This window comes from uncultured Veillonella sp. (assembly GCF_915069625.1).
Classification (GTDB): domain Bacteria; phylum Bacillota; class Negativicutes; order Veillonellales; family Veillonellaceae; genus Veillonella.
In genome coordinates this window covers 1-11,678 of the sequence record NZ_CAJZFD010000051.1, presented here as the reverse complement: position 1 = coordinate 11,678, position 11,678 = coordinate 1, and the positions used below count along the sequence as shown (strand labels likewise).

The 11,678-nt window shown below is 40.0% G+C and carries 13 protein-coding genes and 1 tRNA gene; 12 read left to right on the top strand and 2 right to left on the bottom strand.

The window, feature by feature from the left end; all coding sequences use genetic code 11:
- The first annotated feature begins 391 nt into the window (after positions 1-391).
- From QZ548_RS04120 to QZ548_RS04110, 3 genes are all read left to right on the top strand, one after another.
- Positions 392-679, top strand: coding sequence for a hypothetical protein (locus QZ548_RS04120; RefSeq protein WP_295868532.1), 288 nt, complete (start codon positions 392-394; stop codon positions 677-679).
- A gap of 12 nt (positions 680-691) precedes the next feature.
- On the top strand, positions 692-871 hold the full coding sequence (locus QZ548_RS04115) for a hypothetical protein (protein ID WP_295868529.1): 180 nt from the start codon (positions 692-694) through the stop codon (positions 869-871).
- A gap of 235 nt (positions 872-1,106) precedes the next feature.
- Positions 1,107-1,658 (top strand): hypothetical protein, encoded by a 552-nt coding sequence (locus QZ548_RS04110; RefSeq protein WP_295868527.1) that lies wholly within the window; start codon positions 1,107-1,109, stop codon positions 1,656-1,658.
- A gap of 807 nt (positions 1,659-2,465) precedes the next feature.
- Here the strand turns inward: QZ548_RS04110 and QZ548_RS04105 are convergent.
- Positions 2,466-2,556: transfer RNA gene (locus tag QZ548_RS04105), tRNA-Ser, on the bottom strand.
- Positions 2,510-3,055, bottom strand: a complete 546-nt coding sequence (gene tadA, locus QZ548_RS04100; protein ID WP_295868535.1) for a tRNA adenosine(34) deaminase TadA — start codon at positions 3,053-3,055, stop codon at positions 2,510-2,512. The genes QZ548_RS04105 and tadA overlap by 47 nt, the downstream gene beginning before the upstream one ends.
- An 83-nt stretch (positions 3,056-3,138) precedes the next feature.
- Here tadA and QZ548_RS04095 point away from each other — a divergent pair, with 83 nt between their 5' ends.
- The 9 genes from QZ548_RS04095 (at position 3,139) to QZ548_RS04055 (ending at position 11,570) form a co-directional block, all read left to right on the top strand.
- Positions 3,139-3,786, top strand: coding sequence for a trimeric intracellular cation channel family protein (locus QZ548_RS04095; protein ID WP_213467709.1), 648 nt, complete (start codon positions 3,139-3,141; stop codon positions 3,784-3,786).
- Positions 3,787-3,914: 128 nt separating this feature from the next.
- Positions 3,915-5,729, top strand: a complete 1,815-nt coding sequence (locus QZ548_RS04090) for a DUF4127 family protein (RefSeq protein ID WP_295868524.1) — start codon at positions 3,915-3,917, stop codon at positions 5,727-5,729.
- Positions 5,730-5,739: 10 nt separating this feature from the next.
- On the top strand, positions 5,740-6,861 hold the full coding sequence (locus tag QZ548_RS04085) for an acyltransferase (RefSeq protein WP_295868522.1): 1,122 nt from the start codon (positions 5,740-5,742) through the stop codon (positions 6,859-6,861).
- A gap of 170 nt (positions 6,862-7,031) precedes the next feature.
- Positions 7,032-7,889 carry an aminotransferase class IV gene (locus QZ548_RS04080; protein ID WP_295868519.1) on the top strand — a complete coding sequence of 286 codons (858 nt, stop codon included), beginning with the start codon at positions 7,032-7,034 and terminating at the stop codon, positions 7,887-7,889.
- 55 nt (positions 7,890-7,944) lie between these two features.
- Entirely contained in the window at positions 7,945-8,991 is a 1,047-nt protein-coding gene (locus QZ548_RS04075; protein ID WP_295868515.1) for a methionine ABC transporter ATP-binding protein, read from the top strand.
- Positions 8,972-9,625 (top strand): methionine ABC transporter permease, encoded by a 654-nt coding sequence (locus QZ548_RS04070; RefSeq protein ID WP_295868512.1) that lies wholly within the window; start codon positions 8,972-8,974, stop codon positions 9,623-9,625. The genes QZ548_RS04075 and QZ548_RS04070 overlap by 20 nt, the downstream gene beginning before the upstream one ends.
- A gap of 9 nt (positions 9,626-9,634) precedes the next feature.
- Positions 9,635-9,931, top strand: coding sequence for a YerC/YecD family TrpR-related protein (locus QZ548_RS04065; RefSeq protein WP_005387967.1), 297 nt, complete (start codon positions 9,635-9,637; stop codon positions 9,929-9,931).
- 65 nt (positions 9,932-9,996) lie between these two features.
- On the top strand, positions 9,997-10,791 hold the full coding sequence (locus QZ548_RS04060) for a TSUP family transporter (protein WP_295868510.1): 795 nt from the start codon (positions 9,997-9,999) through the stop codon (positions 10,789-10,791).
- 11 nt (positions 10,792-10,802) lie between these two features.
- Positions 10,803-11,570 carry an SDR family NAD(P)-dependent oxidoreductase gene (locus tag QZ548_RS04055; protein ID WP_295868507.1) on the top strand — a complete coding sequence of 256 codons (768 nt, stop codon included), beginning with the start codon at positions 10,803-10,805 and terminating at the stop codon, positions 11,568-11,570.
- Positions 11,571-11,678 lie beyond the last annotated feature (108 nt).

Sequence of the window (11,678 nt, the reverse complement as noted above, 5' to 3'; positions counted from 1 at the left end):
ATATAATTTGTTGAAAAAAGTGGTTACAAAAGTTACAAGAGCCTCCTATGTTTGCATGGGTTATCAGAGAATAACTAAAAGTGTAACTAAATTATGGCTAAAAGTCGTTACAATGTAACTTCTCTCACCTCAATTTTTACAAAATGGGGCTTGTGAATGATAGAAAGGATATATAGACATGTTGAAAGATGAAAGAGTTCATAATTTCATTTGCGATGATTACGCTAGATACTGCTTTGTAAAATACTCTTCGCTAACTGAGGTTAACGTAATAGCGAAACGATTAGATGCACAACTAAGCAATATTGAGATGCAGGTAACGCCTATCCCTGTGAGAGGTGAAATTCGGTATTTAGTATCCCTTAAAAAGTACTAGAAAGGAAATATACAGATGAGTACAACAGGAGAGCGCTTTATAGATGGCTACGAAAAGGCTATAAAATACTATAGAGCAACACATATGCGTGGTATTATTCATCAAATTAAAACCATGATAAATAGTACAGTACCCTATAGCGTGTATGCTTGTGTGAATGATCCAAAGCAACTAACCATATTGAGCCGTGTTATAGCGTTATTAAATGAAAAGAACCTATCACAAGAAATAACAATGACAGTAAAACCCGAGCGAGGTGGCTATTTTATTGAGGTACACCCGATACAGTTTAGTGAATGGTAGGGGGCGCATACTATGGATAAATGGAAGATAGAGCGTATTGATCGTACACGGTGGCTCGTGGAGTTGTACTTTAACGATATTCCTAAGATGCCACCAAAGATTACCCTCACAAAAGTGTATAACCGAAAGCCAACAGATGAAGAAATAGAGTACGCCTATACCGAGTGGTACAATGGTTTTGCGCAAAAATAAATATTAATAATGTCTATTCGTTAATAGTATATAGATAGGTCAAATGTTAATAGGTTCTTTCAGCGACTTTTGATAGTAGGCGGTGGCCGAGACCCCAAAAATTGCCTAGATTTGGAATTTTCGATACACTTGCTAGATAAAAGGTACTGTGAATGGTGATTAATGGCGGAGGTCATGCAGGCGCAATGCTTGCCTCTTTGTGAATTAAATTTATTAGTTGAATGTAGGGGGCTGTATGAACGCAAAAGAGTATAGGGCGTACCGTGAGGAGCAGGAGTATTTAAAGGAAAAGAACCGCAAAATTACCCATGTGAGCGCTGTTTATATTGCCCCTAGTACGATAACCCTTAACGGTGATACAGTTACCTCTAAGGGGATAATTAGAGCTACGCTGAATGGGTACAGTAAACTCAATGCAGAAATTGAAAAGCTACGGGATAGTATTCACAATTACAAGGCTAATGCAGGCGTGGCCAAGTATGGGGATACTGCTGTACAGGTTAATCAAAAGCACGATATATCAGATACGATCGTAACGCTAGAAGATAGGCAGAGTAAATTTGCTAAGCTCGTACTTATAGAAATGTGGCTATATGATACGTTGTACCACCTGCAGGGCTTACGTTTTGAGGATATTATGTATATAATAGAGGTGTATCTACGAGGTAGGGGAGAACCCTCACGAGGTAAAACATACCGCATCATAGGAGTAATACTCGAAAAGGGGATAGACCTACCGACCGTAGAGCAGGCAAAATTAGCCGTAAATGAGAACGGCAGAGAGTAGCCTACACCACCACACAACAACACAGATTTTATAATTATTCTGATAAATTCGTATAAAACAATCAAGATATACATAAATTTACGGCTCAAATATACATGCGTTTGGGTAATGTTTAGTTATCCGCATGGTTAAGCCATTCTTGCGAAAAATTACTTCCGAAATTACTACCAATAAGCATACATTATCGGAAGTAATGAAAAATCGATAACTAAAACGCATAGAAAAGCAGGCAATGCGATAAGCATTTATTGAGAATTAAGCCCCTCATCGTTTACACGGTGTAGGGGTTTTCTTATGCCCTTGTGAGTGATGCGGGGCTGTTGTCAAAAGTTGACATCATTTTATTAAGTTGAGTTATTTTGATAAGGAAAGATAAGGTTAATAAAAGTTAAGGTTATTTTTATATAATGCTCAAGTGTTTGATGACATATGATGACGTTATTTTTATAGAGGGCTTCATATAATTGTTAAGGAATGTTAAGGTTATTTCTTAACATATCCAAACATATAAAAGCCCCTCTTAATGTTGATCAGCATCAAGAGAGGGCTAGAGGTGATTATATGGAGTTGGAGTATTTCCCGAGTTTTCCGACCCCATTAAAAAGGGGCAAGAAAAGAGGGTATTATGCTAAGTGAGGCTAGTATTTCCTTATATTTCGAATGCCCTAAAAAAGGGGCAGAATAGGGGCAAAACGGGTAAATTATGACGTTGTCATACGATATCTAGGAACACCGATAAAGCAGATAAACCCTAATAAAAAATGCCCTACGATAGCATACGCAATCACGGGGCAACGTTTGAAAATATGGCAGAGGAGGAGGGATTTGAACCCCCGCGCCGGTTGCCCGACCTACCGCATTTCGAGTGCGGACCCTTCAGCCTCTTGGGTACTCCTCCGTGCTTTACGGCGCTCTTTAAAGAAGTCTTTCATAATTTGGCTGCATTCATCACCAAGCACACCAGATGCTAGTTCTGGTTCATGATTTAAACCAGGATGAGAGAGCACATTGAATAGCGATTCTACGGCGCCTCCTTTGTAATCACTTGCACCATATACAACACGATCAATACGACTGTTAATAATGGCTCCAGCGCACATCGGACACGGCTCTATCGTAACATACAGGGTACAACCAGTCAACCGCCAGCGCTTGAGAACATCGCATGCTTCGCGGATTACGAGGACCTCTGCATGAGCCGTTGCATCATGATCAAGTTCACGACGATTGTGGTGGCGTGACACGATTGTATTATCTTTTACGAGAATGGCACCAATAGGGATTTCTCCAAGTTCATAAGCCTTGCGAGCTTCTTCCATGGCGATAGCCATGAAATACTCATCCCGTGTGCGTTCATCCATATTTTCAATATCGATAGGTGTAATGTCTTTTGTCATTGGCATACCTCTTCATGTATAATATCTTACATAAAGTCTATCACAGTGTGCGCAGTTATGCGAATAGATTATATGGGGGAATTATGGACATTATTTGGTATATGTTTGATATGATTGGCACCATTGCCTTTGCTGTATCCGGTGCACTCGTTGGAGTAGCCCGGAAGATGGATATATTTGGTATGACTGTCCTTGCATTGGCTACTGCTATTGGTGGTGGTATTGTACGGGACGTGTTGCTCGGCTATTTTCCACCAAATTCATTGCGAAATGTAGTGTATGTTACCGTTGTTTTAGTGGTAACTGTTATCGTGTTCTTGATTTATAACAGTCGATATCGCAAGCATGCTATGGGGCCTCGTAGTCGAGCTAGTTACTTGTTAGCTGATGCATTAGGGCTGGCATCATTTACAGTAACAGGTGCTTCTGCAGGTTTTAAACTCTATCCAGAGTTGCCTATCTTTATTGTATTGCTCGGTACAATCACTGCTGTTGGTGGCGGTATTATCCGCGATATGTTGGCGCAACGCATCCCATCTGTTTTGAAAGAGGATGTATATGCCTTGCCTAGTATTATTGGAGGCATCGTTTATTATCTTATGGTCACATCGAGTTGGGACAGTATGGCCGTATATGGCGCTTTCACAGTGGTACTCGTTATCCGTCTGCTAGCCATCAAGTACAATTGGAGTCTACCTAAGGTAGGGAAAACCAAGCCAGTTGCGAAATAATAGTCAAATGATATAATTATACTATTGAGCATATGAACATTTCATAAAAGTGTCAGAAAAAGAGAGTATTATATAACAGTTCATTTTGCGAGTCGGGAGTACTCGCTACACAGAAGGAGATTTGATTTATGACGAATAAATGGTTGAAAGTAGCACTTATGGCTGCAGCCATCGCTACTGGTACATCTATTAAAATTGATGCGGAAACCGTATTGTACGTACCTCAAGATGATCGCCCTGTAAGCTTACAATATACTGTAGATACAGCTCGTGAAGCAGGTATGACTATATTGACGCCACCTCAAAATTTGATTTCAGGTAAGACCTATCAAGGTCAAGCAGATCAAATTATGGCTTGGGTTGAACAAAATGCAGGTCGTGCTGATGTGATGGTATTGAGTACAGATACTCTTATCTATGGTGGCCTTGTAGACTCTCGTAAACATAATATTCCACTTAGCACTTTAGAAAGTCGTTTGAAACGTATTGAAGCCTTAAAAGCTCGTAATAAAAAGGTTCGTATCTATGGCTTTGGCACTGTAATGCGTTCTCCGCGTGCTAGTGGTGGTGGTACTGAGCCAGCTTACTATGCTGAATACGGTCCTACTATCTTCCAAATTGCAGCATTACAAGATAAATTAGATTCTGGGTCCTTAACACAAGAGGAAACTCAAAAATTGATGAGCTTGCAAGCCTCTGTTCCTGTAGAATATCTACAAGATTGGTTTGACCGCCGTCAAAAAAATATGAAAATCAACAAAGAATTAATCGATGAAACTCGTAGTGGTGTATTCGATTACTTTGCATTGGGTCATGATGATACATCTCAATTGTCTCAATCTGCATTAGAAGGTCGTTACTTAAGTAAATACTCTAAGGATATTCCTGCTGAGAAATATGGTAGCTTCCCTGGTGCCGACCAACTTGGTCTATTGTTGATGGCTCGTTCTCGTACAGATGAAAGTACAGAAAAACCTACATTCTCCGTAATTTACCCACTCGGTGGTGGCGGTAAAACTTTGCCAGGTTACGAAGACCAAACAGTTGATAAAACGATTGCACAACACGTTGAGGCCGTAGGTGGCACTATGGTGACACAAGGTAAACCAACTGTGTTGTTAGCCGTGAATACACCACTTACTACAAGTACTGGTGAATCTGAAAGTTTCGAGAACTTCCCGATGATTTCTAATTCTACTAATGCTTTCGTAGATCGCATTCAACAAGCTGTTGATTCTGGTGTAAACGTCAGTGTTGCTGATATTGCTTATAACAATGGTGCTGATAATACATTGGTATCTGCTATGTATAAGCGCGATTTGCTATACAAAATCGGTGCCTATAATGGCTGGAATACAGCAAGTAATACGATAGGCTATGCCATTGCTCAAGGCGTATTGCTCAAAACTATGAGCCCAGAAGGTCACCGTAAGATGTTGACTCAACAATACTTAGATAACTGGGCGTACCAAGCAAATATCCGTAAAGATATTTACCGTATGCAAGACTCTATTCGCACAGATAATGTACGTTACTCTGGCGAGTTGAATGAACGTCTTGAAAGTTATTTAGGCGAACGTATCCAAGACTTTGCTGAAAAATACCTTAAAGTTGACCCTCGTACAGTAAAAGCTACATTCCCTTGGGGCCGTCTATTCGAAACAGATATTACAATCTATGATAAACCTGTAGTGCCTCTTGAAAAAGAATTGCGCTTGAAACGTGAAGCAGAAGCGAAAGCTAAAGCGGAAGCGGAAGCTAAGGCTAAGGCTGAAGAAGCAGCTAAAGCGAATGGTCAAGTTGCGCCAGTACAACCTGCTCAACCAGCAAAGACAACAGCTGCTCAAACTATATCATCTGTAATTCCAGTAATTAAACAACCGGCTACAACATCTCAAGGTCTACGCATTGTGCCGACACCTGCCGTTGTACCTGGTCAATAATGAATAGGGAATGGCTATGAAAAAAGCATTTTTACCGGAAATTACTTATATGCGTGGCCTCTGTATGCTCGGTGTTATCGGCATTCATGTAGGCTCCTATGCATTGCAAAATCCTTTTGTAAATTTAGAACTTATTAGCGTCTTAGAAATTCTATCGCGCTTTGGAGTGCCGGCATTTTTCTTCCTCTCTGCATTTGGCTTGTTTTATCATACATCTGTAGAGGGGCTATTCTCATATAAGGAATTTATGCACCGCCGTATTCAGGTGGTGCTATTTCCATATATTACGTGGTCTTTATTTTACTTGCTCTATACGGGGCTGACGGCACATAATCTAGGCAATTTACATCCCGGGCCATTGGCGGTAAATCTATTGTTTGGTACGTCTATGTATCATTTATACTTTATGGTTATCCTCTTATGGTTCTACGTGATGATGCCGCTATGGCGAGCTATGGTGAAAGTTATCTTAAAACGCCCTGTATTTTGGATGATCTTACTATTTATTATCCAAGTTGCTATCGATTATGTGTCGTCTTACATGCTCGGCCGTTGGGTAACAGAACATCTTAGTAATAACCCTGTGTTGAAATATCTTTTTGATATGAGACTTAATTATTGGGTTATCCATTATGTGTGGATATTCCTGTTGGGGGCTGTATGTGCTGAACGATATGAAACGGTATGCGAATACATGTGGCGTTATCGTTACTTGTTAGGTGCTAGTGCAGTAGGCTCTATATTGTTGATGCTCGGATCCTACTACTATGTTATGGACGTATGGCATTATACAGTGCTTGAAGCAATTTATACAGTTCATCAAATGAGTCCAATGGGTGTCCTCTATACTGGACTGGGAACATTATTTAGTTTGTTCCTATTCCAAACCTTACCAATGAATGCGACTATGGAATCTACTTGGTCAGAAATAGGGGATAAGTCCTACGGTATTTATTTAGCACATCCATTCTGGTTGTTGATCATCTCTGGCGTGATGGCTAAATATAATCTCCTCTATACAGTGGTCAATGTACTTGCCATGTATGCTATGGCGCTAGGCCTGTCATATTTGACTACGGTAGCTCTCAATTATGTGCCTAAACCAATTCGTAAATTTATATTGGGACATTAGTAGTATCCGCTAGGATATAGTTTTTAACTATGGCATCCTAGCGGATTTTTGTATATCTAAATTGTATCTTTCACAAAGTAAAGTGTGAAAATTTGAAAGTGATTGTGATATAATAAGTCCATGATGATTACTACTTGATAGAGTAACGATATAGAAAAAGAGGTGCTCCTATGCAAGAATTAACATATTTTAATGGCGAGTTCGTTGAACCAGGTGCCAAAGTTATCAGTATTGATGACCGTGGTTATTTGTTTGGTGACTCTGTATACGAAGTGGTACGTGTCGTAAAAGGCCGTTGCTTCGCATTGTCCTACCATCAAGATCGCTTGTATCGCTCTATGCGTGAAATGGATATTCCTGTAAAAATGACCCCAGATGATTTAACAGAATTGCACGAAATTTTAATCGAGCAAAGTGAAATCAAAGAGGGCTATATTTATTTGCAAATCTCTCGTGGCGTAGCGCCACGCCATCATGCATACGATCGATCTAAACTAGAACCACAAATGCTCATGTCTATCCGTAATTTGGATATGGATGAGGTTAATAAATTGGGTGAAGGTGTAAAAGCGATTGCATTACCTGATGAGCGTTGGGACCATGTAGATGTTAAGACTACTAACTTGATTCCGAATATTTTGGCACAAACTAAAGCGGAGAAGAAATTTGCTTATACTGCCATGTTGTTCCGTGATGGCGTTTGTACAGAAGGTGCAACATCTAATGTATTTGCTATTAAAGATGGTATCTTGTATACGCATCCAGCAGATAATCATATCTTAAAAGGTATTACGCGCCAAATGATTTTGACCCGCGTAGCACCATCTCTAGGTATTACAGTTATTGAAAAAGAATTTGACCGCGCTTTTGTAGATGATGCGGACGAATTATTCTTTACCGATACAATTGGTGGTGTCATCCCAATTACTAAGCTAGACAGAAATCCAGTATCTGGTGGTAAACCAGGTGCTATTACACTTCGTCTACGCGAAGCACTAGAAAAATTGATGGAAGAAGGTTTGCCTTAATAGGTAATCTACTTTCATTACATGGTAAATTTTTACCTTAAGAAAGGACATTATTTTGATTCAATTACAACACATTAGTAAAGTCTATGAAGGCACTACTCGTGTGGAAGCCTTAAAAGATATTAACCTTGAAGTTAAAGAAGGTGAAATCTTTGGCATTATCGGTCAATCTGGTGCCGGTAAATCCACATTGATTCGATGCATCAACATGCTCGAAGCGCCTACATCTGGCTCTGTTATCGTTAATGGTACAGATTTAACAACACTTAGCAAATCCGCTTTGCGTAAAGCACGCAAAGATATTGGTATGATTTTCCAACATTTTAACCTTTTGTCCTCTCGTACAGTGTATGACAATGTGGCATTCCCGTTGGAATTACAAGGCTTGAGCAAATCTGAAATCAAGGAACGCATTACGCCAATCCTTGATATCGTAGGCCTTACTGAGCGTATGAATAACTATCCAGCACAATTGTCTGGTGGTCAAAAACAACGTGTTGGTATTGCTCGTGCCTTAGCGTCTAATCCAAAGGTTCTTCTTTGTGACGAAGCTACATCTGCTCTGGATCCGCAAACAACAGAATCCATTTTGAAATTGTTGAAAGATATCAATGAAAAAATGGGCCTTACTATCGTTCTCATCACTCATGAAATGCACGTAATCCGTGAAATTTGTGATCGTGTAGCGGTTATCGAAGGCGGTATAATCCTCGAGGAAGGTAGCACTGTTGAAGTATTTACACATCCTCGTGAAAATACTACAAAAGAATTCATCAGCTCTGTAGTAAGTGATAACTTACCGCCAGAAGCGTTAGAACATTTGGAATTGCATGATCAATGGATTGCAGGTACAGCTCCATTAGTACGCCTTAAATTCACAGGCCAATCTACGGATGAACCTGTAGTGGCAGGTCTCGTACGACGCTTTAACCTCGATGTAAGTATCCTCTTTGGTGGCATCGACTATATCCAAAATACATGCGTTGGTCGTCTTATCGTTATCTTGAATGGTGACCCTGAAAATGCGCAAGAGGGCTTAGAATACATCAAAACATTACCAATTGAAAGCGAGGTGATCGGTTATGTCAGAGCAAATAATTAATCTTCTCATAACTGGTACCCTTGATACATTGCAAATGACTATTATTTCTACGGTCATGGCTATGTTACTTGGTATTCCTCTCGGTGTTGTTTTGGTAGTAACATCTAAGGGTCATATTTTAGAAAATGTAGCACTTAACAAAGTGTTAGGTGCTGTTGTCAATGCAACACGTTCTATTCCATTCATCATCTTGATGGTTGCTATCATTCCATTCACTCGTATGGTGGCTGGCACATCTATTGGTACAACTGCAGCTTGTGTACCTTTAACAATTGCAGCAATACCATTCTTAGCGCGCCTTGTAGAAACATCTATTAAAGATATTAACTTTGGTGTTATTGAGGCGGCTCAATCTATGGGTGCAAGCCCACTCCAAATTATTTGGAAAGTGTTATTACCTGAAGCATTGCCTACGATTATCGATAACGTAACGGTTCTTATCGTTAACCTCATCAGTTACTCTGCAATGGCTGGTGCTATCGGTGGCGGTGGCCTTGGTGATATTGCTATCCGCTATGGTTACCAACGTTTCCAAGCTGATATTATGATTGCTACCATTATCATCTTGGTTATTTTGGTACAATTAGTCCAAATGATTGGCGATGCTTGGTCTAAAGCGATGAATAAGAAGTAGGAGGATCCTATGAGTATCAATGAGAAGTTGAGAAGTGAACAAAACGATGAGCTATTCACCGCTATATTAACGCTTGAAAATACTGAGGAGTGCTATGCATTCTTTGAAGATATCTGTACGATTAATGAATTGAAAGCTTTGTCTCAACGCTTACAAGTAGCAAAAATGCTACGTGCCGGTGATAGCTACGAAAAAATTGTAGAAGAAACAGGTGCGAGCACGGCTACTATTAGTCGTGTCAAACGATGCTTAGTCTATGGTGCTGATGGATACACATTAGCTTTAGATCGTCTAGGTGCAAAATAAAATAAACTAGCATGACAACGGTGGCCTTTTGGCGACCGTTGATGTGCTATCTACAGGAGGTTTATATGGAGTGGCTTATTGAGGTAACAGGTTTACCATTTGATATCCTAATTCTCGTTTTGCTCGCTGTAGCAGGTGCTTTTGCCGGCTTTGTAGACTCCATTGTGGGTGGTGGGGGCCTAATCTCTGTTCCCGCTATGCTATTAACCAACCTTCCGCCGAGTATGGCCTTAGGCAGTAATAAGCTGTCTAGTATATTTGGAGCTGGCAGTGCGTCAATTACATTCTTAAGAAATCACATGGTTGATTTTTCTCTAGTTCGTAAATTACTACCTTTTACATTTATAGGATCCATGCTTGGTACCTTAGCAGTTGTATCATTGCCACCCTTGTATGTAAAGCCTATTATTATCATCCTACTCGTTTGTGTCACACTTTTTGTGGTATTTAAAAAGGATTGGGGCGAAATAAACCGTACCTCAGCAGTAGCAGGAAAAGCATTGTATATTTGCATGGCTTTTGCTCTTGGCATTGGTGTTTATGATGGCTTTATTGGCCCTGGTACAGGTACATTTTTGATTATGGGCTTTATCTTTACTGGCTTTGATTTTCTGCATGCTTCAGCGAATGCAAAAATATTGAATTTTACCAGTAATTTAGCATCCTTAATCGTATTCTTCTATTTAGGTCACGTCAATATTAAGTACGGTTTAGCTACAGGGGTAGGCCAAATTATAGGTGCTTACCTAGGATCTCATTTAGCTATTGCTAAGGGTTCGTCGTTGGTACGTGTTGTATTCTTGTCGGTAACGACAGTTATGTTGTTGAAATTAGTCTATGACTATGTTTCCACATTATAGGAGGGCAAGATATGCCTCATAAAAGTGATGTACAAGTGGCATTGATTAGTGGTGGCACATCGGGCATCGGATTTGCTACGGCAAAATTGCTTCTTAAAGAAGGCTGGTGTGTTGTCATTAACGGTCGTGATGAAAAATCAGGACAAACGGCTAAGATGAAATTGCGCCGCTATTCTTCAAGGGTGCAGTACATCCAAGGCGATGTATCTAAAATTGAAGATTGTCAGCGTATTGTAAAAGAAACAGTTAAATTATTTGGTGGTGTATCTGCTCTCGTAACAGCAGCAGGCTACTATGAAGAAGAATTGCTATCTGATGTAACAGAGGATGCCTTTGATGAAATGTTTGGCACCAATGTAAAAGGTACAGTCTTCTTGTGTCAAGCCGCATTACCGTATTTGCGTTCTACAAAGGGCAGTATTGTAACAGTAGCCAGTGATGCAGGCTTACAAGGTAATGTAGCTTGTTCTGTATACGGCGCTTCAAAAGGGGCGGTGGTGAGCTTTACAAAATCTCTATCCCTAGAAATGGCGCCGCATAATGTGCGTGTTAACTGTGTATGTCCGGGTGATGTAGATACATCTTTAGTAGATAAACAAATTGCCAATGCTCAACAAGATATAGAGGCTGCTAAGGCTGAAATGGGGCAACATTACCCATTAGGTCGTATTGGTCAACCTCATGAAATCGGAGAGGTAATTGTATTTTTATTGAGTAGTAAAGCGTCCTTTGTAACGGGTGCTGCGTGGACTATCGATGGTGGTCTTACTAGTTGGTAATATTGAAAATCTTAGATAATATTTTGCTTTTTAAATCTTAGGAGAATTGTAAAAATTCATTCCCCTTATACCAATAGAATGGTATAATAATACTAATAATATGACCTA